Source organism: Brenneria roseae subsp. americana (assembly GCF_003115815.1).
In the GTDB taxonomy this organism is placed as follows: Bacteria; Pseudomonadota; Gammaproteobacteria; order Enterobacterales; family Enterobacteriaceae; genus Brenneria; species Brenneria roseae.
Genome location: NZ_QDKJ01000020.1, coordinates 1 through 22,935 on the forward strand (window position 1 = coordinate 1; position 22,935 = coordinate 22,935).

Genomic DNA, 22,935 nt, shown 5'->3' on the forward strand with positions numbered 1-22,935 from the left:
TTGCTGACCACCTCCATAGGAGGTGGTGTTTATGCAGGGATAAAAAAGGGTATTCAGCAAGCTGAATACCCTTGGTTGTTTTTTTCCGTAGCGCGTCAAGATGTCGTCGTGGTATTTCGCGGCGGACACCGCTCCAGCAGCTCTACGCTGCCGTCAGTATTATCCTGCTCAAGATACACATCAAATCCCCACAGGCGATGAACATGTTTCATCACTTCACGGCTGCTTTTATCCAGCGGCGCACGATTGTGGGGAATATAGCGTAACGTCAGCGAACGGTTACCGCGCAAATCCACATTCCATACCTGAATATTGGGTTCCAGATGACTCAGATTATATTGCGCGGACAACTCCTGACGGATTAAGCGATAACCTTCTTCATCATGAATCGCGGCAATTTCCAGATAGTTGTTGTGATCGTCATCCAGCACGGTAAACAGCCTGAAATCCCGCATGACTTTTGGTGACAGGAACTGGCTGATGAAACTTTCGTCTTTGAAGTTCTGCATGGCAAAATGCAACGTATCCAGCCAGTCCTTACCGGCGATATCCGGGAACCAGTAGCGGTCTTCTTCCGTGGGCTCCTGGCAGATGCGTTTAATGTCCTGGAACATGGCAAACCCCAGAGCATAAGGGTTGATGCCGTTGTAATATGGACTGTTGTATGGCGGCTGATAGATTACGTTGGTATGGCTATGCAGAAACTCCATCATGAAACGCTCCGATACCCGACCTTCATCATAAAGATGATTGAGGATCGTGTAGTGCCAGAACGTGGCCCAGCCTTCATTCATGACCTGAGTCTGTTTTTGCGGATAGAAATACTGACTGACTTTACGCACGATACGCAAAATTTCACGCTGCCACGGTTCCAGTAGCGGCGCGTTCTTTTCCATAAAGTACAACAGATTTTCCTGCGGCTCCTGGGGAAAGCGACGGGCTTGTTCAGGTGAGATACCCTGTTCGCGGCGTGGCAGCGTTTTCCACAGTTCGTTAACCTGACTTTGCAGATATTCTTCGCGGCTTTTTTGCCGGGATTTTTCCTCTTCCAGTGAAATTTTCTGCGGCCGTTTGTAGCGATCTACGCCGTAATTCATCAAGGCATGGCAGGAGTCCAGCAGGCGCTCAACTTCTTCGACGCCATAGCGCTCTTCACAGCGCGAGATATACTGGCGGGCAAAAATCAGATAGTCGACGATAGAGCCGGCATCGGTCCAACTGCGGAACAGATAGTTTCCTTTGAAGAACGAGTTATGCCCATAGCAGGCATGCGCCATGACCAGCGCTTGCATGGGCATGGTGTTTTCTTCCATCAGATAGGCAATACAGGGATCGGAATTGATAACGATTTCGTACGCCAGCCCTTGTTGACCGTGCTTGTAGCGCTGCTCGGTTTCAATGAACTTTTTCCCGAACGACCAGTGAGCATAATTGATTGGCATGCCGATACTGGAATAGGCATCCATCATCTGCTCCGACGTAATCACTTCAATTTGATGCGGATACGTATCCAGCCGATAAAATTTCGCTACCCGATCTATCTCATCAAGGTAGACCTGTAATAGCTCGAACGACCAGTCTGGCCCGTCATCAAGACGATTAGGTTTTTTTACCCGATTATCAGTCGATATAGCCATCAGCGCGCCCCCTACATGACAATCTGCACGGTATCGTACAGACATTATTAATCGTAGCTCAATCTGGTAAAAGTAGTGAGAAAACGGTGGGTTGGGAAAAAATATTCATGGGATGAATATGTATCATACGATGCGTGACCGGGAAAAGAATAATAGATAAATGCTATATCTGCGCCTGATGACAATTTTTATCTAAATGCTAGAGTAGTCTTCTATTCCACTATTAAAGTGGTTTTTTATTCCAATGGATAGGTAATTGACCAGCATATTGCATGGTAATTAGGAAAAAGAGAGGGGATACGTAAAGATGCGGGTTGTGATTCTGGGGAGTGGCGTTATTGGTGTCTCTACCGCATGGTATCTGGCTCAAGCCGGACATGAGGTCACCGTCATTGATCGGCAGCCTGAGCCAGCGCTTGAAACCAGCGCTGCCAATGCCGGTCAGATATCGCCTGGCTACTCCGCCCCTTGGGCGGCGCCGGGCGTACCGCTGAAAGCGATTAAATGGATGTTCCAACGTCATGCGCCGTTGGCTATTCGCCCTGATTTCACCACCGAACAGCTGCGCTGGATGTGGCAGATGCTGCTCAATTGCGATAGCCGTCATTACAACGTCAACAAGGCGCGGATGGTTCGGCTGGCTGAATACAGCCGGGATTGTCTGCAGAAATTACGTCAGGATACCCCTATTCAGTATGAGGGACGGCAGGGGGGAACGCTACAGTTGTTCAGAACCGAACAGCAGTATGAAAATGCCGCTCGCGATATCGCGGTGCTGGACGATGCGGGGGTGCCGTATCAATTGCTGACCAACATGCAACTCTCAGCCGTTGAGCCTGCGCTGGCGAATGTGACGGAAAAACTCGCGGGTGGTTTGCGTCTGCCCCATGATGAAACCGGTGATTGCCAGATGTTTACCCGTCATCTGGCCAAAATGACAGAAGCGCACGGCGTGGTATTCAAACTGGGTCATGAAATCCGTCATCTGCAGGTGGAAGGTCAGCAGGTAACGGGTGTGCAGTATGGCGGGGAAGTGATAACGGCTGACGCTTATGTCATGGCCTGTGGCTCCTATTCGACGGGATTGCTGCGCGATTGGTTCAATATTCCGGTCTATCCGCTGAAAGGCTATTCACTGACCATTCCACTGGCGGACGATGCCGCCGCACCGGTGTCTACCGTGCTGGATGAAACCTATAAAGTGGCGATTACCCGCTTCGATCAACGTATTCGCGTGGGGGGATGGCGGAGATTGTTGGTTTCAATACGGCGTTGAACCCAAAGCGTCGCGAGACGCTGGAAATGGTGGTCAGAGATTTGTATCCTCATGCCGGTCATGTTGAGCAGGCGGTGTTCTGGACGGGATTACGTCCGATGACGCCAGACGGCACGCCGCTGGTAGGGCGCTCGCCACTAAAAAATCTCTATCTGAATACGGGGCATGGTACGTTGGGCTGGACAATGGCCTGTGGATCGGGACAACTACTGGCGGACATCATTTCAGGAAAAACGCCGGACATTCAATCCGATGATTTATCCTTGTCGCGCTATGACCAATAACTAGGCCAGGCAGGATAGGTAGCCTAAATGAACCCGGTCCCTCTGAACCACTCAGTGGCCGGGCGGTTTCAGGGCGAACGTATTGGCCATCCGTCATTTTAGCGCTGAGCCAACGGCGTAATGCGACCTTTCAGATATCCCTACCGTTGTTTACACAGCGCGATGGCAGAGGCGTCAGACGATGAGAAGAGGGACCGCAGAACAGCAAAAGACATCGTTCTGATGGAGTATAGAATCAACCAGATTGATAACCTGGCTGATTCTACCGGTAGAATAATCGACGTATTAATGACCAACAGTTTGTTTGCGGAAAAGTTCACGAAACACCGGATAGATATCATCCGGATCGCGAATATGTTGCATGGCAAAATTATCAAATTCCTCCCGCAACATTTCGTACTCGCGCCATAGCGTCTGATGTGAGCGCCGGGTGATTTCGATGTAACTGTAATAACGAACCATCGGGAGCAGTTGATTTGCCAGAATCTGATGGCACAGCGGGGAGTCATCAGCCCAGTTATCGCCATCGGATGCCTGTGCGGCATAGATATTCCACTGCGATGGATCGTATCGTTCACGGACCACATCCTCCATGAGTTTTAACGCGCTGGATACGATAGTTCCACCCGTCTCCTGAGAGTAGAAGAACTCTTGCTCATCGACCTCTTTGGCTTGTGTGTGATGGCGAATATACACGACATCGACATTTTTATAGCTCCTGCTGAGAAACAGATAGAGCAGGATATAAAAACGTTTGGCCATGTCTTTGGTTGCCTGGTCCATCGAACCAGAAACGTCCATCAGACAGAACATCACGGCCTGACTGGATGGCTCGGCCCGGCGTTCGTAATTTTTATAGCGAAGATCAAATGTATCAATAAATGGAACGCGGGCAATTTTTTGGCGCAGTTCCGCAATATCCTGGCGTAAACGCTCTTCCTCCAGCAGTTGGGCCGGTTCAGTGTGCTCCAGTTGGTCCAGCGTATCTTCCAGCGCGTGCAGTTCCCGACGTTTGCCCGCTGTCATTGCCATGCGGCGTGCAAGCGAGTTTTGCAGCGAGCGCACGACGCTGATATTGGCGGGAACACCGTTTGCTGTGTACCCCGCGCGGTGAGTTTTGTATTCGTTCATCTGGCGATGCTGCGTTTTCTTCAAATTGGGCAGCGCCAGATCTTCAAACAGCAGGTCCAGATATTCATCCTTGGATATCTGAAATACAAACTCATCCTGGCCTTCACCATCTTTACTGGCATCGCCCTGACCGGAACCGCTGCCACCACCTCCTTGTGGCCGCTCGATGCGATCGTTTTGTACAAAGTGGTCATTTCCCGGATGGACGCGATGGCGGCGTCCCCCGCGAGCCTGATGAAACATGGGTTCGTTGATGTCCCCATTGGGGATCGAAACAGACTCCCCACTTTCGATATCGGTCACCGAACGCTTATTAATGGCCTCGGAAATCGACTGTTTTATTTGCGACTTATAGCGGCGTAAAAAGCGCTGGCGGTTAACCATGCTCTTGTTTTTGCCATTCAGCCGTCGATCAATGAAATAGGCCATACTTCCCCCAAACGACATTGCCAACTTCATGCATCATTATGATGATTTCCTCACCCGCAGATACCATTCGCACAGCAAACGTACCTGTTTACGGGTGTAGCCTTTCTCCATCATCCGATCGACAAAATCATCATGCTTTTTCTGTTCATCCGTTGAGGTTTTGGTGTTAAACGAAATGACAGGCAACAATTCTTCGGTATTGGAGAACATTTTCTTCTCGATTACCGTCCGCAATTTTTCGTAACTGGTCCAGTTCGGATTACGTCCGTTGTTGTTTGCACGGGCACGCAGTACAAAGTTGACGATTTCGTTACGGAAATCTTTGGGGTTGCTGATACCTGCCGGTTTTTCGATCTTCTCCAGTTCGGCGTTAAGGGATTCCCGGTCAAACAATTGGCCGGTGTCCGGATCGCGATATTCTTGATCCTGAATCCAGAAGTCGGCATAGGTGACATAACGGTCAAATATGTTCTGTCCGTATTCAGAATAGGATTCCAGATAGGCGGTCTGAATCTCTTTACCGATAAATTCCGCATACTTAGGAATCAGATAACCTTTCAGGTGCTCCAGATATTTCTCTGCCAGATCTTGTGGGAACTGTTCACGTTCGATTTGCTGCTCCAGCACATAGAAAAGATGTACCGGATTCGCCGCGACTTCACTGTGATCGAAGTTGAACACGCGCGAAAGGATTTTAAACGCAAAGCGGGTTGAAAGACCGTTCATGCCTTCATCCACGCCGGCATAGTCACGGTATTCCTGATAAGACTTCGCTTTCGGGTCGGTATCTTTCAGGCTTTCACCGTCGTATACCCGCATTTTGGAGTAGATGCTGGAGTTCTCCGGTTCTTTCAGGCGAGAAAGAATGGAGAAACGGGCCAGCGTTTCCAGCGTTCCCGGCGCGCAAGGCGCATGAGTCAGTTCGCTGTGGTTAAGCAGTTTGTCGTAAATTTTGACTTCTTCCGAGACGCGCAGGCAATACGGCACTTTCACGATATAGACGCGGTCAAGGAACGCTTCATTGTTTTTGTTGTTACGGAACTGAACCCATTCCGATTCATTGGAGTGAGCCAGAATGATGCCGTTGAATGGCAGGGCGGCAATGCCTTCCGTACCGTTGTAGTTGCCTTCCTGCGTTGCCGTCAGCAGGGGATGCAGCACTTTAATCGGGGCCTTGAACATTTCCACGAATTCCATGATGCCCTGGTTGGCGCGACAGAGGGCGCCAGAATAACCATAAGCATCGGGATCGTTCTGGGCATAGTGTTCCAGCTTGCGGATATCGACTTTACCCACCAGCGCCGAAATGTCCTGGTTATTTTCGTCACCGGGTTCGGTCTTGGCGATACCCACCTGCGCGAGAATGGAAGGCCATACTTTGACAACCTTGAACTTGGTGATATCGCCGCCGAAATCCTGCAGGCGTTTGGCCGCCCATGGCGACATGATGGTGCCCAGATAGCGTCGCGGAATGGCGTACTCTTTTTCCAGGATCGCGGCGTCTTCCTGCGGGTTGAACAGGCAGAGCGGGTGATCGTTGACCGGGCTGCGCTCACCGTTGGCGCTGAGAATATAGATAGGGACACGTTGCATCAGCACTTTCAGGCGCTCCGCCAGAGACGATTTCCCGCCGCCGACCGGCCCCAACAGATACAGAATCTGTTTCTTCTCTTCCAATCCTTGCGCCGCGTGCTTCAGATAAGACACGATTTGTTCTATGGCATCTTCCATCCCATAAAACTCTTCAAAAGCAGGATAACGGGCAATAACCCGATTCGAGAATAAACGGGATAAACGCGATTCATGAGCGGTATCCACCATCACGGGTTCACCGATAGCCATTAACAATCGCTCAGCAGCGTTGGCATACGCGCTACGATCCTGCTGACAGATAGTAAGGAATTCCTGCAGTGTGAACTCTTCGTCCTTGGCAGCGTCGTAACGCTGACGGTAGTGATCAAATATGTTCATAGCGATGCCCGTCCTTCGTCGATTAGCACAGATTAAGAGAGCGTATTGAGTGCATACAGCCTATATAATGTATACTCGCCCTTCAAATGGCAGCAGTGTGGTTTCCTTTACTGATTCCATTCGTTGGATTATCCCGGTTCCTGATGACTCGTTCCGTCGCCGCTTTGCCGCACATTGAAATTGATTGAGTATAATGCTCTCCGAAAGAAGAAATCATCCTGAGTACAGCAACCCTTATGCCAACTTGTCGCTCAGGGCAATCTTGCAATTTTATGCATGGCTGCTGACCCGGAAAATTTCACCTTCTGTATTAAAGCGTAGTTTGCCATCCGTAAAATTTCCTCTACTCGATGGACATATTTTTAAGACATTTCAATGACTCACTTCTTTACGATCGTGTGTATTATCCCACAGGATGGGCGTTGGGACTGAATATCACGCATTCGTCATACGGCGGTTTTATTGATATAACGTATTCGCTTATCTTATTTTTAATTAATCTGATATAGAGGCGGTGGGTCGCGAAGGCGTCACTCTGGGTCGTATCCATATGCAATAGGAAAATAAAAACAGTGAAAAACTTTCAAGTATGTCTGTTGGCCGCGTTTGTTTCTGGCGCCATTGCATTGCCTTCCGCCTATGCGGCTGAGGTGTCTTTAGGCGTTGGGGCTATCGGTGCAACGTCAGTGTACCGTGGTGTTGATAATCACGTTTATCCTCTTCCTGTACTGAGTTATGAAAGCGAAAATTTTTATTTTCGCGGTTTAGGCGGTGGTTACTATCTGTGGAATGATGGTGCCAATCATCTTTCGCTGACCGCGTATTACCTGCCATTAAGCTTTAAACCCGGTGACAGTGACGATCGGCGGATGAAGCAACTGGATAAACGCCGCGGAACGCTGATGGCCGGTATGGCTTATCGTCATATTGCCGACTGGGGCGAAATTCGTACCGTACTGGCGGGGGATACCCTGGATTACAGTAACGGTTTCGCCTGGGATACCGCCTATCTTTACCGTTTCACTATGGGCGATCTGAGCCTCACCCCCGGTATCGGCGCAACCTGGTTCAGTGAGAATATGAACCGCTATTACTACGGCGTCAGCAGCAGTGAATCCGCGCGTTCAGGTTTTTCACGCTACCGTCCGGGCGATGGTTGGGCGCCGTATCTGGAACTCAGTGCGAATTATCAGATCAACTCAAGTTGGAGCACTTGGGCGGTGGGCCGTTATACGCGCTTATCTGACGAGATAAAAGATAGCCCGATTGTGGATAAAAGTTACAGTGCTTTGATGAGCGTAGGCGTTAGCTATCGGTTCTGATGAAAGGACGGCGCTGTTGGTGCATTTGCTGCACTAAAATGGGGTGATGTCACCCCATTTGCACATTAATGGAGCAATGAGCCTCGTGCTATTTTGTTCAGAGAAGGACGACGCTCAATGACTATCAAAAACGGCGGGAGTGTTTTTCAATGTGGCAAAGTAACGGCGTGAAAGAGGGTGGGCGGCAAGCCGCCATAAGAAAAGTAACTTTTCCAGATGGAACCACGGTTCCTGCGATTGGGCAGGGAACATGGTATATGGGTGAAGATGCCGATCTGAGAGAGCAGGAGGTTAATGCGCTACAGGTTGGCATAGAACACGGATTGACGTTGATCGACACGGCAGAAATGTACGCCGATGGCGGCGCAGAAGACGTTGTTGGCGAAGCCATTCGTGGACAACGCGATAAGGTCTATCTGGTTTCCAAAGTGTATCCGCACAATGCGGGCGGCCAGAAAGCCATCAACGCCTGTGAGCGAAGTTTACAGCGTCTGCAAACGGATTATATCGATTTGTACCTGCTGCACTGGCGCGGTGGTTTTCCGTTGATTGATACGATTGTCGCCATGCAGAAGTTACAGCAGGCGGGGAAAATCAGACAGTGGGGCGTCTCCAATCTGGATATTCAGGATATGCGGGAGCTATGGTCGCTTGATGGCGGCAAGGCCTGCCAAACCAATCAGGTGCTTTATCATCTGGCGTCGCGCGGGATTGAGTTCGATTTATTGCCATGGTGCCAACAACATCATGTCCCGGTCATGGCTTACTGTCCGTTGGCGCAGGCTGGCCGTTTACGCGATGATTTGCTGTCGCATCCGGTGGTGAGTCGCATTGCCGAGCAGCGAGGGATAACGCCTGCCCAGGTTTTGCTCGCGTGGGTCATTCGTCATTCAGACGTCATTGCGATCCCCAAAGCCAGTACGGAACAACATGTGATAGAGAATGCAGGCGCCCTGAAGATCGTGCTTTCACCAGAGGAACTGGCGATGTTGGATCAGGCGTTTCCTGCCCCCACGCACAAGCAACATCTGGATGTGGTATAGGTAAACATAAACCCCATCACCTGAGCCAGATGATGGGGGATGTGTGCGTTTACGCCGGTAATTAGAGAAATGGCCGGCGTCGTTATTTTTTGATACGAATAACGCTGGTCAATCGTGCCGGAGACTGGAGGCTGGCGGTGAATGGCTGGTTAATGCGTGCGGTTTCTACACACACAAAGGTTTTATAGCCGTCATCGGTCATATCGCTGATGGTATGCGACAGTTCTGCGCCGGGGTTCCAGGATACGACATCACTGTGGTGAGTGTGATGCACTTCAATTGTGCGTTGCAGCACCGGGTCATTAATCACGCTAATGGACTGCGGATGGGTGTAAATCCGGTCTGTCCGATCGGTAAAGACCAGATCGCCTTGCGCGGTAGACAGCTTGCCCTGATTAACTTTATCGATAAATTGCTCACCCAGCCCGCTGATGCTGATTTTGCTGATATCGCCGATCTCGAAGTAGGTATGCAATGCGCTGGTGATACTGTAATCCCCGTGCGCTTCCAGCTCGATGCGGCACTCTTTCCCCAAATGGAAACGGGCAATCAGTGTAAATTCATGCGGCCAGGCGGCGCGGGTTTGCTCGTTGTCACGTAATGTGAATGCGAGTTGAACGCCATCGTCATCTTCGCTGTGAGAAGTAAACTCCCATGGCAACAGACGAGCAAAGCCGTGGTTAGGTTCGGCGAACGGGCCAAACCAGGGGAAACAGATGGGCACACCGCCGCGAATAGCCACATGCCCGGTGAATGGCGTGTTGTCGCTCAGCCACAGAACCGGCGCTTCATCGGTTGGCTGCCAGTGCAACAGGTGTGCGCCCTGTAGCGTAACGGCGGCACGAACCTGTGGATGCTCAACGACAATGGCGGGTAACTGGTCTAACTGACGTTGGCTAATGGTTGGCGTAATTTGTTTTGTGATGGGAAGCTTGAAGATTTTATCGTTCATGATATTGCCTTTTATGGTTGTTGTTCATAAGCAAATAAATGCTCGTCAGGCGGCAAATAAAAAGGGCGACACATGGTCGCCCTTCATCATCGAATCATCATCGATACTTATTTAGAGATATGAGCAATCAGATCCAATACTTTGTTGGAGTAGCCAGTTTCGTTATCGTACCAGGAAACCAGTTTCACAAAGTTATCGTTCAGTGCGATACCTGCTTTGGCATCGAATACGGAAGTCAGTTTTTCACCGTTGAAATCGGTAGAAACAACGTCATCTTCAGTGTAGCCCAGAACGCCTTTCAGTTCGCCTTCCGCAGCCGCTTTGATTGCCGCACAGATTTCTTTGTAAGAAGCTGGTTTTTCCAGGCGTGCAGTCAGGTCAACAACAGAAACGTTCGGAGTAGGAACGCGGAACGCCATACCGGTCAGTTTACCATTCAGCTCAGGAATAACTTTACCTACGGCTTTAGCCGCGCCGGTAGAAGACGGGATGATGTTCTGGGAAGCGCCGCGGCCGCCGCGCCAGTCTTTGTGAGACGGGCCGTCAACGGTTTTCTGAGTCGCGGTGGTAGCGTGAACCGTGGTCATCAGCGCTTCAACGATCCCGAAGTTGTCGTTGATAACTTTAGCCAGCGGAGCCAGGCAGTTAGTGGTACAAGATGCGTTAGAAACGATTTCCTGACCTGCGTAAGCTTTGTGGTTTACGCCCATAACAAACATCGGGGTGTCATCTTTGGACGGCCCAGTCAGAACCACTTTCTTGGCACCGGCGGTGATGTGCTTACGTGCAGTTTCGTCAGTCAGGAAGATACCCGTTGCTTCAGCAACAACGTCAACGTTGACTTCGTTCCACTTCAGGTTAGCTGGATCTTTTTCTGCGGTGACGCGGATGGTTTTACCGTTAACAACCAGGTGGCCATCTTTAACTTCAACGGTGCCGTTGAAACGGCCATGAGTAGAGTCATACTTCAGCATGTAAGCCATGTATTCGGCATCTAACAGGTCGTTGATGGCAACGATTTCGATGTCAGAACGTTCTTGTGCAGCGCGAAAAACAATACGGCCGATACGGCCAAAACCGTTGATACCTACTTTGATAGTCATATATTCCACCAGCTAATTGGTTAGTGAATAAAAGGTTGGTTGTAAAATTACAAAAACCTTGCTGAGCGTCAAGCGGAATCGTGTCAATAGTTGCTGTAAGTCAAACCTATGACCAACCTTTGAACGAAATTCCACCTTTGCTGTAACTAAAGAACATCTAAGACTGCTATGTGGGCGTAATACATCATATAAAGCCCGATTTACTCAAAATTGTGACATTTGTCACAATTGAGTGTTGTTCATGATAATGGTGTTTATATTAAGCCAAAATGGCCTGCAAGGTTGTTAATTTTTTGTTATAATTAGTGATTATTTTGATAGATGACACATTTTGCGAGATTTCCATGACAAACGATCCCACCCGGCAAACGCCGTCAGATGACGTTGATCTGACCGAAATTCAACGTTATGTCACACAGTTGCGGGGCACAGAACCGGCTTTCTCCGGCAAATTGCTGCATAATAAACGGACCGGCGTATACCACTGCCTCTGCTGTCAGTCTCCGTTATTCTATTCCGATAATAAATATGATTCTGGCTGTGGCTGGCCGAGTTTTGATCAGCCCGTGTCGTCGGAAGCGATTCGCTACCTTGACGATGATTCGCACAATATGCGCCGTATTGAGATTCGCTGCGGGCATTGTGACGCGCATCTGGGACACGTCTTTCCCGATGGCCCTAAAACCACGGGAGAACGCTACTGCGTAAATTCTGCCTCACTCAGCTTCATTGACGATGTTGATGGCGAGAGAGTCGACGGTTAATCCGCGATATATTGGTGCTGCCTGGCCGGAAACGCCCGTTTTAGCTTTAAACGATTCAGCTGTAAATGCTGATTTGGCTATGTCAGCGCCAGACAAAACCCATGAATATTTCACTTTGCAGGACCAGGATATGCAACTCGATGACCTGATTGAGGCAATGACGCCAGAAATTTATCAACGGCTGGCAACGGCGGTAGAATTGGGAAAATGGCCTGATGGCGTCGCGTTATCGGCAGAGCAGAAAGAGAACTGCCTGCAAATGGTGATGATGTGGCAAGCTCGTCATAATGAGCAGGCGGAACATATGACGATCGGAACCAACGGCGAGATCGTGATGAAAAGCAAGCAACAACTCAAGCAACAGTTCCATGACGACGCTGCTATTATCAAGCTCAAACCTCAGCAATAACCAATAATCCCGGACATCATGGCATGCCGGAGCAAAGCGTTATTCCCCGGCAATAATACGTGGCGACTCAGGCTGTCAGGCTGGCGATAACCTGCTCCAGACCGAGCAGTTTGGCGCCATGTTGTTCCATCTCCTTCAAGGCACTCTGGCTGTCGTCAGGGCGAAGATTTACCCCACGACACCCGTCGATCAGCACGTCGGTTTCATACCCCAGAGTAAGCGCGTCCAGCACGCTGAATTTCACACAGTAATCGGTAGCCAGTCCCATCACGGTCAGATGGGTAATATTCCGCGCTTTTAGCCAGCCGTCGAGCCCGGTCTCGGCGCGATGTCCGTTATCAAAGAATGCACTGTAGCTGTCTATGTCGGACTGCGTGCCTTTCTGAACGACCCAGGTGATGGCCTGTTGATTTAACGCTGGATGGAATTGCGCGCCAGCCCCGCCTTGTACGCAATGCACGGGCCACCATATTTGCGGTAAACCGTGCAGTTCTCCCACTTCGCCTACGTTCGCATGGGCATTAACGGCAAAACTGCCGTGATCGGCAGGGTGCCAGTCCTGACTGGCAATCACCGGGATGTTGGCTGGCAGACAGGCGCTGATAGCGCGATTGGCAATCTCAATGACCCGATCGCCTTCGTTGACAGCCAATGCACCACCGGGACAAAAGTCATTTTGTAAATCAATCAATAACAGCGCTCTGTTCATGGTTTAACTCCGTGATTGACTCAATGTTCAGTCTTTATCGCTCAACTCGCCCCGCAAATTTTTCTGCATCAGTTGCCGGATTTCGTCGGGATTAAGTGCCTGCTGGCTTAGCAGATAGTGCAGTTTGGTCAGGGCCGCTTCCACCGTCATATCAAAGCCGCTGATGACGCCGGCCTGCGCCAGTGCATTGCCGGTAGCATAACCGCCCATATTTACCCGTCCAGAAATACACTGGGTCAGGTTCACCACTACAATACCGCGCTCTGATGCCTGACGTAACTCATTCAGCAAACCAGGGCTCTGGGGGGCGTTCCCTACGCCGTAAGAACGCAGGATGAGCGCTTTGACCGGCTGGCGCAGGAAGTTACCCACCACATCGGCCGAAATGCCCGGATAGATGGTGATTACCCCGATAGGCTGCGGCGTTATGTTGTGGACCTTCAGCGGCGGACAATTCTCACAAGATGCGGCAGGGGCCAGACGGCGAATGTGGATCCCGGCTTCTAACAGCGGCGGATAGTTGGGAGAGGCAAACGCGTCGAAGCCATCTGCATGCGCTTTGGTCGTCCGGTTGCCGCGCAATAGTTTGTTGTTGAAAAAGAGGGCAACCTCATTGATGGGATGGTTGGCCGCGACATAGAGTGCATTGAGCAGATTGGTTTGCCCATCCGAACGTAGTTCGGCCAAAGGAATTTGTGACCCTGTCACAATAACCGGCTTGGCCAGATTTTCCAGCATGAACGAGAGCGCCGATGCCGTAAAGGCCATGGTGTCGGTACCGTGCAGAATGACAAAACCATCATACGCGTCGTAATGCTGCTGAATATCATTTGCGATAGCTTGCCAGTCTGCCGGCGTCATGTCGGAAGAGTCAATCAGTGGGGAGTACTCATGAATAGTAAACGCGGGCATTTCAGAACGATGGAATTCCGGCATCTGCGCCAACTGCTGCTGGAGATGTCCGGATACGGGAATATAACCGTTGCTGGAGCGTTGCATCCCGATGGTGCCGCCGGTATAGGCAACATAAATAGATTTTTTCTGCATAGATGTGCGCACAAGGATAAAAACAAGATTATAGAGATAACGATGAAGGAAAACAGCCCGGCATAAATGCCGGGCTGTTGCTGGTTAGCGAACTTCCCCGCAGTTCAGGCACAAGGCATATCTGTTCTGCGGATCGTTGAGGTTATTCATGATAGAAGGTTGCGAATGTACGGCTGCGGCCAACTGCGCCACCGGCGCGGGCAGCATTGACTGAATCGCCGCAGGCAACCAGGCATAAACAGACGCATTAACCTGATTCAACATGGCATCAAACAGGCTGGGTTGTTCCATATACCAGTTCAACTGATACTGCCCCAGCTTCGCCAGTTCCGCGGCTTTCTTCACGGCATCGTCAAAGTCGCCCAATTGGTCGACCAGACCGTTTTCTTTCGCATCGCTGCCGACCCAGACATGTCCCTGAGCAATGTGATCGATTTGCTCCGGCGTTTTCTTACGGGCCTGGGCCACGATATCAATAAAGTTTTTGTAACCGCGCTCAATGCTGATTTGCATCATCTGACTGAATTCAGGGGGCAACGATTTGGTTACCGACAGATCGGCCAATGGCGAAGTGGCAACACCGTCAGTATGCACGCCAATGTTGTCCAGTGAGTTTTCAAAAGTATTGATGACGCCAAAAATACCGATGGAGCCTGTCAGCGTACTCGGACTGGAAATAATCGCGTTGGCCGGCGTTGAAATCCAGTAGCCACCCGATGCCGCCATGCCGCCCATGGAAACGACAACCGGTTTACCTGCCAGACGAACGGCCATCAGCTCGGAGCGAATCAGTTCGGATGCGGTGACGCTGCCGCCGGGGCTGTTGACTCGCAGTACAACGGCCTTCACCTTAGGATCCAGACGCGCGTTGCGGATCTGGTTCGCCGTGGTATCACCGCCAACCATGCCCGGTGTTTCCGGTCCGTCAATAATCGCGCCATTGGCAAAAATAACCGCGATCTGATTGCTATTCTGCACTGGCGGCTTAGGCGCGTAATCGTAAATGCTGGTGAAATTGAAGTTGTTCGTTTTGTTACTCCAGCCAAACGCTTTGACCAGCGTTTGCTCGATAACTGAACGGGAAGCCACTTCATCAACCAGTTTATTCTGCAATGCGTAATTTGCCGTATCGCCCTGAACGGCCTGCAACCCGGCGATCACGCCGGCAGCACCGGGGAACAGTTGCTCTGGGGTAATCTGGCGATTGGCGGAAACGGTATTCAGGTACTGCTGCCATAGCGCATTGACCCAGCGGCCGTCAGCCTCCCGGGCATCGTCGGACATATCATCACGCAGATAGGGCTCGACTGCGGATTTATAAGTACCCACCCGGAAAATATGGGTCGTGACTTTCAATTTATCCAGCAGGGATTTGAAGTAGAGGTTGTTGGTCGCCAAACCGTGCAGGTCAACATTTCCCTGGGGTGTCAGAGAAACGGTATTGGCAAAGCTGGCCAGATAGTATTGTGACTGATTGTAGCTGTCGCCAACGGCATAAATCGGTTTACCGCTGTCACGGAATTCGCGTAACGCCTTACCGATATACTGCAATGACGGCTGATCGGCACCGGAAAAATCGCTCAGATCGAGCACCATGCCGGTAATATTGTCGTCGTTTTTCGCCTGACGAATACTATCGACAATATCGAACAGTGAGTTCTCCTGGCGACGATTGCTGGATGCGCCGAAAAATTCGCGGCCTAATTGACGCAATTTATTATTTACCGAGGGTTGATCGACAACCACACCGGTCAGATCGACCAGCAATGCGCCACGCGTGGTTTCTGCGGGAGAACCTTTGAATTGTGAATAAATTCCGACTCCGATCAGAATAAGGGCGATAAGAAAAATGTTGAGAATAAATTCTCTGATAAAATTAAGCAGACGCCATGTCCACTTAAAAAGTCCGCTAAAAATTCGCCACAATGTGCGCATAGTATCTCCGTGATCGGGGAAAACAGCTTAAAATCTATCCCATAAGGCCATTTACGGCGCATTTTGACACCGGATAGCAGTGTATACACCCGCTAACGGGTTCCACGCGTCCGGAGAAAGGATGGTATCCGATCAAAATGTTTCGCCTTTTTGTCTGCGTGCTGTCCGTGTTTAAACTGTCTGTGACAGTTTAGTCTATTGAGATAGGTTTCTAGTATCCTAATGAGCGAACAACAAAAAGTCAGTATTAAATAATACCCGAAACACCCTAGCATGGGGCAATCTTGTAACAAAACTTCTACTTATGCTACCGTGGCGCGCAACGTTGTTCTATACCCAATGGATTTCAAGCTGCGGGAAGCTCATGCACCAGTGACTTGAAAGTGAACGGGATATTTCAGAAATCAGATTGCCATAACAGGAGATGTGCGATGGATGCTCTCGAATTGTTACTCAACCGGCGTTCGGCTTCGCGCCTGACAACACCTGCACCCGCGGGGGAGGCGTTGAGCAATATCATTCAGGCAGGAATGCGTGCGCCGGATCATGGCACGATGCAGCCCTGGCGATTTTTTGTCATTGAAGGGGAAGGATTGGCGCGCTTTAGTGCCGTGCTGACGGCTGCGGCTAAAGATGAAGGTATGGACGAAGCCGGTATCGATAAGGCACAACAGGCGCCTTTCCGCGCACCGCTGATTATTACGATTGTGGCGCATTGCGAAGAACATCCTAAAGTTCCGCTTTGGGAACAGATTGTTTCGGCCGGTTGCGCTGTTCAGGCAATGCAGATGGCCGCGCTGGCTCAGGGCTTTAATGGCATCTGGCGCAGCGGTGCCTGGACGCATAACCCACGCGTTCGTGAGGCTTTTCAGTGCCGCGATCAGGATGAAATCGTCGGATTCCTCTATCTGGGAACACCGCTATTGAAGGCGTCAACGACGGTCACGCCGCTCGACACGGAAAAATTTGTTCAGTATTTCTGATAAGCGCCAATTGAAGATGTCGTGTTTCCTGGTGGATGATTTGCATAGTTTTGCAGAACAGCGCCGGGAAACGCTCTTTCAGCGCAACGGTGCGTAATGCGACTTTTTATTGCCGAAAAGCCCAGCCTCGCGCGGGCAATTGCGGATGTGCTGCCTAAACCGCATCGGCGCGGTGACGGTTTTATTGCCTGCGGGCAGAGTGATGTTGTCACCTGGTGTGTCGGGCATCTGCTCGAACAGGCGCAGCCGGATGTTTATGATGCGCGCTATGCGCGCTGGTCATTAGCCGATTTACCTATTATTCCTCAAAAGTGGTTGCTGCAACCCCGGCCATCGGTTAGCAAGCAGCTTAATGCCATCAAAAAATTTCTGGCAGATGCCGACGAAATTATTCATGCGGGCGATCCCGATCGTGAAGGGCAACTGCTGGTCGACGAAGTGCTGGAATACCTTGCGTTACCGGAGGAGAAACGTCATCAGGTGCGCCGTTGCCTGATCAACGACTTAAACCCGCAGGCTGTCGAACGCGCGGTTTCACGATTGCGGGAAAATCGGGAATTTATTCCGCTCTGTGTGTCGGCGTTGGCCCGCTCCCGGGCTGACTGGCTTTATGGCATCAATATGACCCGTGCGTATACGTTGCTTGGGCGTAATGCGGGCTATGAGGGCGTCTTGTCGGTTGGTCGGGTTCAGACGCCGGTGCTTGGGCTGGTGGTGCGACGAGATGAAGAGATCGAGAATTTTGTTCCCAAAGATTATTTCGAGGTTAAAGCACATATTGTTACACCTGCTGACGAACGCTTTATCGCGATCTGGCAACCCAGCGAATCTTGTGAGCCTTATCAGGATGAAGAAGGGCGATTGCTGAATCGGGCGTTAGCCGAACACGTTGTCAAGCGTATCGATGGTCAGCCGGCCTTTGTCACCAGCTATAATGATAAACGCGAGTCTGAGACTGCGCCGTTGCCTTATTCGTTGTCAACGCTACAGATTGAAGCCGCCAGGCGTTTTGGGCTCAGTGCGCAACAGGTGCTGGATATTTGCCAGAAACTGTATGAAACCCACAAGTTGATCACCTATCCGCGTTCGGATAGCCGTTATTTACCTGAAGAACATTTTGCGGGACGTCATGCGGTATTGAATGCCATTTCGGTGCATCAGCCGGCGTTATTGCCTCAGCCCGTCATGGATATCGAGCGGCGTAATCGCTGTTGGGATGACGGCAAAGTGGATGCGCATCACGCGATTATCCCAACGGCCCGGAGCGCCAGCACGACGTTGTCGGATAACGAGAGCAAGGTTTATGGACTGATTGCGCGGCAGTACATCATGCAGTTTTGTCCAGATGCGATTTTTCGCAAATGTGTCATTGAGTTGGACATTGTCGGTGGTAAATTTGTGGCGAAAGCGCGTTTTCTGGCGGAAGCCGGCTGGAGAACCCTGCTGGGCGGAAAGGAACGAGACGAAGAGAATGAGGGATCGCCATTGCCCGTCGTTGCCAAAGGTGACGAACTGCTGTGTGAGCGTGGCGAAGTTGTTGAAAAGCAGACTCAGCCGCCAAGACCGTTTACTGATGCGACATTGCTATCGGCAATGACCGGCATTGCGCGATTTGTGCAGGATAAGGAACTGAAAAAAATCCTGCGCGCTACCGATGGTCTTGGCACCGAGGCGACGCGTGCCGGGATCATCGAGCTGCTGTTTAAACGGACATTTCTGTTCAAAAAAGGACGTTATATTCATGCCAGCGAAGCCGGGCGAGCGTTGATCCATTCTCTGCCGGATAGCGCGGCGCTGCCGGATATGACGGCCCATTGGGAAGCTACATTGACGCAAATCAGTGAGAAGAAATGCCGTTATCAGGACTTCATGCAGCCGCTGACCCATTCGTTGCAGGAAATGATTCACCAGGCCAGACAAAACCGAACTGTCAGTGCATTCAAGGGGATTTCAGCACCGCCGGCCGGCAGTAAAAAACGGCGCAAGCCTCAGTCTAACAGGAAGGAGCAGGACTAATGAGATGGCGAGTTTCTGTGTTTATTCTCAGTGCTGTTTTAGCACTGCCGTCAATGGTTCAGGCCAATCGCGGCGGCCCGGATATTGTGGTGCCGGTCCCCGCCGAAGTGTGGGGGGCGGGCTCTGCCGCACGCGAACAGAACACTAACTGTATGCGCTGCTGTGTTTATGAAAACCGAAACTATTCGGAAGGGGCGGTTCTAAAAGTAGAAGGCGTACTTTTGCAATGCGTACGTGATAAACAGACGCTGGGGACTAACAATCTGATTTGGCAATTGATCAAACAGTGAAAGGCGCCGCCTGTATCGTTGGGAAAATGTAAAGCAGTTGCGGCAGGGATACCGCAACTGCCCGGTTATTACAGGGTAAATTCCGCCCATATCGGCGCATGGTCGGAGGGTTTTTCCATCGCCCGGATATCATAATCGATACCCGTCTGAGTACAGCGTTCGGCCAGTACCCGACTTGCCAGTATCAAATCAATGCGTAATCCCCGGTTAGTATCAAAACCCGCAGAGCGGTAATCAAACCACGAGAAACGATCGTTACATTCAGGATTGGCGGCGCGGAAGGTATCGGTCAACCCCCAGGATTGTAAGCGGATCAGCCATTCGCGCTCTTCCGGCAGGAACGAGCATTTTCCCGTACGCAACCAGCGCTTGCGATTATCTTCCCCAATGCCGATATCCAGATCGGTTGGGCTGATATTGAGATCGCCCATCACGATTAACGGCTGATCGGTAGCATGATGTTGTTCGATATAGTGCTGCAAATCCTGATAGAAACGAGTTTTCGCCGGAAACTTGATTGGGTGATCGCGGCTTTCCCCCTGGGGAAAATAGCCGTTTACCACCGTCAGCAGACCGTGTTCGGTCGCAAAATCCGCCATGATGATGCGCCGTTGCGCATCGACGTCATCGGTAGGGAAACCGCGCCGGACGGCGACGGGTTCGGATTTACACAACAGCGCCACGCCGTAATGGCCTTTCTGTCCGTGATAGAAAACGTGATAGCCGTATTGACTAACGTCTTCAAGCGGAAACATGTCGTCATGGACTTTTGTTTCCTGCAAGCCGATGACGTCTGGCTGATGTTGTTCGATGACTGCGGCCAACTGATGAGGGCGAGCCCGCAGTCCATTGATATTAAAAGAAACAACTTTCATGTTAGCTGCCGTTCAATGAAAATGTTTCCAGATGGTAGCAGAAATTGAGGCCGCACGTCACGACAGCGCAACCGCTGCGCGCGCTGGCAATCAGATTTGGTTATGATTGGTTGAACCGGGCGCGTGGAGACCGTATACTCCGCAGCTCGCAGGAGAGTGAGCATCAGAAGACGATGCTCCGCCGAAGGCGCAAACTCCCATAATCGCTCAGGCCTGCATACTGCGAATTCCATTGACGCCAACTGGAGAGAGGTTGTTGCGACAACCCACCGAAGGGGCAAGCGGCGAATGCTGCGTAAACTCTCAGGTAAAACGGACAGAGGGAGGGGCACATTTCACAGGAAAATTTGTGTGCTTACTTACATCTATCTGATCGCGATCACGGCTGAAGGGATGTCTGGCGCGCTGGCTGCCGGCCGACGCAATATGGATATTTTTGGTGTCGGTATGATTGCGTTTATCACTGCGCTTGGCGGTGGTACGGTTCGTGACATTCTCCTCGGCAATTACCCCATCGGTTGGACGCAACACGCCGGTTATATTTATCTCACCATTGGCGCAGGCCTTTTCACAATTATTATCGCGCGAGTAATGCATCATTTGCATCGTCTGTTTCTGGTACTGGATGCGATGGGGCTGATCGCTTTTACCGTTATCGGCTGCAATGTCGCTCAGGGATTAAATTACTCCACGACGGTAGTGGTCATGGCAGGCATTGTGACGGGGATTTTTGGCGGTATTCTGCGCGATATCTTCTGTAACCGAACGCCGATGGTTTTGAGAAAAGAACTCTATGCCAGCGTATCGTTGCTGGTGGCCTTGTTATACCTTGGTCTGAAAGCCCTGAATGTGAACCATGACATCAACCTGCTGGTCTCCTTCACCATTGGGCTATCCGTACGGCTGGCGGCGATTCGCTGGTCATGGCAACTCCCGGTTTTCTCTTATGGGCCAGGTAGCTGGAAAAGTTGACCGGCAACTTATTGGGGGTTAATCCAGAAGTGTTATGTAGATGGTGGTGGGGGAAGGATTCGAACCTTCGAAGTCTGTGACGGCAGATTTACAGTCTGCTCCCTTTGGCCGCTCGGGAACCCCACCACTGGCCTTGCTGCAAGATGCTTTTGTTTCAAGCGGGGCGCATCATATCAAATGACGCGCCTCTGTAAAGCCGGATATATCAAAAATGAACGCGTTTGCCGATTTTTTATGCCGGGCGTCCTTATACCAAAGCGATGCCCGATCAGCGAATTAAAGAATGATGGTGCGGTTTCCGTAAACGAAAACACGCTGCGCCAGCTCGCGATAAAGCGCGCGGCTGAGCACATTCTTCTCCACGTCACGCCCGGCACGCATCATGTCATCAGCGGTGTAGGTATGATCTACATTGATCACGTCCTGCATGATAATGGGGCCTTCATCCAGGTTGTCGTTGACATAATGGGCTGTTGCGCCAATGATTTTTACGCCTCGCTCATAAGCCTGATGATAGGGACGCGCGCCGATGAATGCTGGCAGGAACGAATGGTGAATGTTGATAACCTGATTCGGATAGTGCTGAACGAAAGCCGGGGTCAGCACCCGCATGTATTTTGCCAGAACGACATAATCCGGTTTGTACTGGTCGATCTGCGCAATCATGTGTTGATCGTGTTCTTCGCGGGTAAAGCCGTCATGGCTGACCAAATGGAAGGGAATATCAAAACGTTCAACCAGCGTACGCAGCGTTTCGTGGTTGCCAATTACCGCGGCAATTTCGACATCCAGTCCGCCGTAAGCGCTTTTCATCAGCAAATCGCCCAGGCAGTGAGCTTCCTTTGTGACCAGAATAACGATACGGCGGCGACCTGCGCTGCTTAATTCACGAGAAGATCCTTCAGGAAGTGCGCCATCAAGATCGGCCAACAGGGTCGTATCGTTAAAAATACCTTCCAGCTCAGTGCGCATGAAAAAACGGCCAGTGCGGTGGTCAACAAACTCGTTGTTCTGCACGATGTTAAGTTCGTGCTTGTAACAAATATTGGTAATTTTTGCGATAAGTCCCTTGGCATCAGGGCAAATAGTTCGTAACACTTTTCTTTGTATATTCTGGGATTGCATGAGAGCGTGGATCCTGTCCAAAACTAAAATAACGATCGTATGTTAATGCAGTGCCGGAACTCACTGCGGTTAATGTGTTTTGCTTATTGCCCGCAGCACTTTTTGTATTTTTTGCCGGAACCGCATGGACAATGTTCATTTCTGCCAGTTTGCAGATGAATACCGTCTATATAGTACCAGCGATCGTGATAGCGAAGGAAGCGTGAGCGTTCCCGCATCAACCCGGTTTCTTGCTGGTTTGTCGCCGACGTATAGCGAGCGGCAAATTCGACATAACCTTCGTCTTGCGTCTTGCCAGGCGCGGTGGACAATATATTGAGTCCAAGCCAGCAGGTGTCTCGACAACTCGCTGCGATGGAATCACGCCATTTTTCGGGTTGCTGATCGGGATGCCAGGTCGCAACCAGATAGTCCACATCGCGTTTGACATAGGCTGTATAACGCGAACGCATTAACGTCTGTGGATCAATGGCGACACGGGCATTGCCAAGATACGGCTGGCAGCATGCGCTATACTGCAAACCGCTGCAACAAGGACAAAATTCTGGCACAGCGTCTCCTGAAGAAAATTTAATTTAAAACTTGATAGATAATAGTGAGATCCTTACTCAGGATGCCGATATGTTAACCAAGAAGCACTGGAAGTAGCAATGTGGGCTAAA

The 22,935-nt window shown here is 50.8% G+C and carries 19 protein-coding genes, 1 tRNA gene, 1 pseudogene and 1 riboswitch; of the genes and pseudogenes, 9 read left to right on the forward strand and 12 right to left on the reverse strand.

Features of this window, described 5'->3' with window-relative positions; translation table 11 throughout:
* Nucleotides 1-95: 95 nt before the first annotated feature.
* The gene (locus tag B4923_RS19165; RefSeq protein ID WP_109491312.1) at nucleotides 96-1,637 is read right to left on the reverse strand and encodes a SpoVR family protein; all 1,542 of its coding nucleotides are present in this window, start codon (nucleotides 1,635-1,637) and stop codon (nucleotides 96-98) included.
* A 307-nt stretch (nucleotides 1,638-1,944) separates the two neighbouring features.
* Here B4923_RS19165 and B4923_RS19170 point away from each other — a divergent pair.
* Nucleotides 1,945-3,197 (forward strand): annotated as a pseudogene (locus B4923_RS19170) (D-amino acid dehydrogenase).
* Nucleotides 3,198-3,482: 285 nt separating this feature from the next.
* Here B4923_RS19170 and B4923_RS19175 read toward each other — a convergent pair.
* Together B4923_RS19175 and yeaG are read right to left on the reverse strand one after the other, a co-directional pair.
* Nucleotides 3,483-4,757, reverse strand: coding sequence for a YeaH/YhbH family protein (locus tag B4923_RS19175; RefSeq protein ID WP_109491346.1), 1,275 nt, complete (start codon nucleotides 4,755-4,757; stop codon nucleotides 3,483-3,485).
* Nucleotides 4,758-4,793: 36 nt separating this feature from the next.
* On the reverse strand, nucleotides 4,794-6,728 hold the full coding sequence (gene yeaG, locus B4923_RS19180) for a protein kinase YeaG (RefSeq protein WP_109491313.1): 1,935 nt from the start codon (nucleotides 6,726-6,728) through the stop codon (nucleotides 4,794-4,796).
* 572 nt (nucleotides 6,729-7,300) lie between these two features.
* Here yeaG and B4923_RS19185 point away from each other — a divergent pair.
* Together B4923_RS19185 and B4923_RS19190 are read left to right on the forward strand one after the other, a co-directional pair.
* Nucleotides 7,301-8,050, forward strand: a complete 750-nt coding sequence (locus B4923_RS19185; RefSeq protein ID WP_109491314.1) for a MipA/OmpV family protein — start codon at nucleotides 7,301-7,303, stop codon at nucleotides 8,048-8,050.
* A gap of 149 nt (nucleotides 8,051-8,199) precedes the next feature.
* On the forward strand, nucleotides 8,200-9,093 hold the full coding sequence (locus tag B4923_RS19190) for an aldo/keto reductase (RefSeq protein WP_109491315.1): 894 nt from the start codon (nucleotides 8,200-8,202) through the stop codon (nucleotides 9,091-9,093).
* Between the two features lie 82 nt (nucleotides 9,094-9,175).
* On the opposite strand, the gene B4923_RS19195 is transcribed toward B4923_RS19190, so the two are convergent.
* Together B4923_RS19195 and gapA are read right to left on the reverse strand one after the other, a co-directional pair.
* Nucleotides 9,176-10,045 (reverse strand): D-hexose-6-phosphate mutarotase, encoded by an 870-nt coding sequence (locus B4923_RS19195; protein ID WP_109491316.1) that lies wholly within the window; start codon nucleotides 10,043-10,045, stop codon nucleotides 9,176-9,178.
* A 107-nt stretch (nucleotides 10,046-10,152) separates the two neighbouring features.
* A complete protein-coding gene (gene gapA, locus B4923_RS19200) occupies nucleotides 10,153-11,148 on the reverse strand; it encodes a glyceraldehyde-3-phosphate dehydrogenase (RefSeq protein WP_170116096.1) in 996 nt (331 codons plus the stop codon).
* A gap of 344 nt (nucleotides 11,149-11,492) precedes the next feature.
* Here gapA and msrB point away from each other — a divergent pair, with 344 nt between their 5' ends.
* Nucleotides 11,493-11,912 (forward strand): peptide-methionine (R)-S-oxide reductase MsrB, encoded by a 420-nt coding sequence (msrB, locus tag B4923_RS19205; protein WP_109491347.1) that lies wholly within the window; start codon nucleotides 11,493-11,495, stop codon nucleotides 11,910-11,912.
* 130 nt (nucleotides 11,913-12,042) lie between these two features.
* Nucleotides 12,043-12,321: a YeaC family protein gene (locus tag B4923_RS19210; RefSeq protein WP_109491348.1), complete on the forward strand. Its 279-nt coding sequence runs from the start codon at nucleotides 12,043-12,045 to the stop codon at nucleotides 12,319-12,321.
* Nucleotides 12,322-12,388: 67 nt separating this feature from the next.
* Here the strand turns inward: B4923_RS19210 and pncA are convergent, their stop codons facing one another.
* From pncA to sppA, 3 genes are all read right to left on the reverse strand, one after another.
* Nucleotides 12,389-13,030: a bifunctional nicotinamidase/pyrazinamidase gene (gene pncA, locus B4923_RS19215; RefSeq protein WP_109491318.1), complete on the reverse strand. Its 642-nt coding sequence runs from the start codon at nucleotides 13,028-13,030 to the stop codon at nucleotides 12,389-12,391.
* Nucleotides 13,031-13,057: 27 nt separating this feature from the next.
* On the reverse strand, nucleotides 13,058-14,077 hold the full coding sequence (gene ansA / locus B4923_RS19220) for an asparaginase (protein ID WP_109491319.1): 1,020 nt from the start codon (nucleotides 14,075-14,077) through the stop codon (nucleotides 13,058-13,060).
* Between the two features lie 84 nt (nucleotides 14,078-14,161).
* Nucleotides 14,162-16,012: a signal peptide peptidase SppA gene (gene sppA, locus B4923_RS19225; protein WP_109491320.1), complete on the reverse strand. Its 1,851-nt coding sequence runs from the start codon at nucleotides 16,010-16,012 to the stop codon at nucleotides 14,162-14,164.
* 431 nt (nucleotides 16,013-16,443) lie between these two features.
* Between sppA and B4923_RS19230 the strand changes: the two genes are divergently transcribed.
* From B4923_RS19230 to B4923_RS19240, 3 genes are all read left to right on the forward strand, one after another.
* Nucleotides 16,444-16,995 (forward strand): NAD(P)H nitroreductase, encoded by a 552-nt coding sequence (locus tag B4923_RS19230; RefSeq protein WP_109491321.1) that lies wholly within the window; start codon nucleotides 16,444-16,446, stop codon nucleotides 16,993-16,995.
* A gap of 96 nt (nucleotides 16,996-17,091) precedes the next feature.
* A complete protein-coding gene (locus tag B4923_RS19235) occupies nucleotides 17,092-19,011 on the forward strand; it encodes a DNA topoisomerase III (protein WP_109491322.1) in 1,920 nt (639 codons plus the stop codon).
* Entirely contained in the window at nucleotides 19,011-19,301 is a 291-nt protein-coding gene (locus tag B4923_RS19240) for a YnjH family protein (protein ID WP_109491323.1), read from the forward strand. Before B4923_RS19235 ends, B4923_RS19240 begins: the two co-directional genes overlap by 1 nt.
* A gap of 68 nt (nucleotides 19,302-19,369) precedes the next feature.
* On the opposite strand, the gene xthA is transcribed toward B4923_RS19240, so the two are convergent.
* The gene (gene xthA, locus B4923_RS19245; RefSeq protein WP_109491324.1) at nucleotides 19,370-20,176 is read right to left on the reverse strand and encodes an exodeoxyribonuclease III; all 807 of its coding nucleotides are present in this window, start codon (nucleotides 20,174-20,176) and stop codon (nucleotides 19,370-19,372) included.
* A gap of 232 nt (nucleotides 20,177-20,408) precedes the next feature.
* A riboswitch (glycine riboswitch) is annotated at nucleotides 20,409-20,506 on the forward strand.
* Between the two features lie 21 nt (nucleotides 20,507-20,527).
* Between xthA and B4923_RS19250 the strand changes: the two genes are divergently transcribed.
* Nucleotides 20,528-21,148, forward strand: coding sequence for a trimeric intracellular cation channel family protein (locus tag B4923_RS19250; RefSeq protein WP_109491325.1), 621 nt, complete (start codon nucleotides 20,528-20,530; stop codon nucleotides 21,146-21,148).
* Nucleotides 21,149-21,189: 41 nt separating this feature from the next.
* On the opposite strand, the gene B4923_RS19255 is transcribed toward B4923_RS19250, so the two are convergent.
* The 3 genes from B4923_RS19255 to B4923_RS19265 all read right to left on the reverse strand — a co-directional run bounded on the left by B4923_RS19255 (nucleotide 21,190) and on the right by B4923_RS19265 (nucleotide 22,824).
* Nucleotides 21,190-21,274, reverse strand: a tRNA-Tyr gene (locus tag B4923_RS19255).
* Between the two features lie 150 nt (nucleotides 21,275-21,424).
* The gene (gene purU / locus B4923_RS19260) at nucleotides 21,425-22,273 is read right to left on the reverse strand and encodes a formyltetrahydrofolate deformylase (RefSeq protein ID WP_109491326.1); all 849 of its coding nucleotides are present in this window, start codon (nucleotides 22,271-22,273) and stop codon (nucleotides 21,425-21,427) included.
* 83 nt (nucleotides 22,274-22,356) lie between these two features.
* Nucleotides 22,357-22,824: a YchJ family protein gene (locus B4923_RS19265; RefSeq protein ID WP_109491327.1), complete on the reverse strand. Its 468-nt coding sequence runs from the start codon at nucleotides 22,822-22,824 to the stop codon at nucleotides 22,357-22,359.
* Nucleotides 22,825-22,935 lie beyond the last annotated feature (111 nt).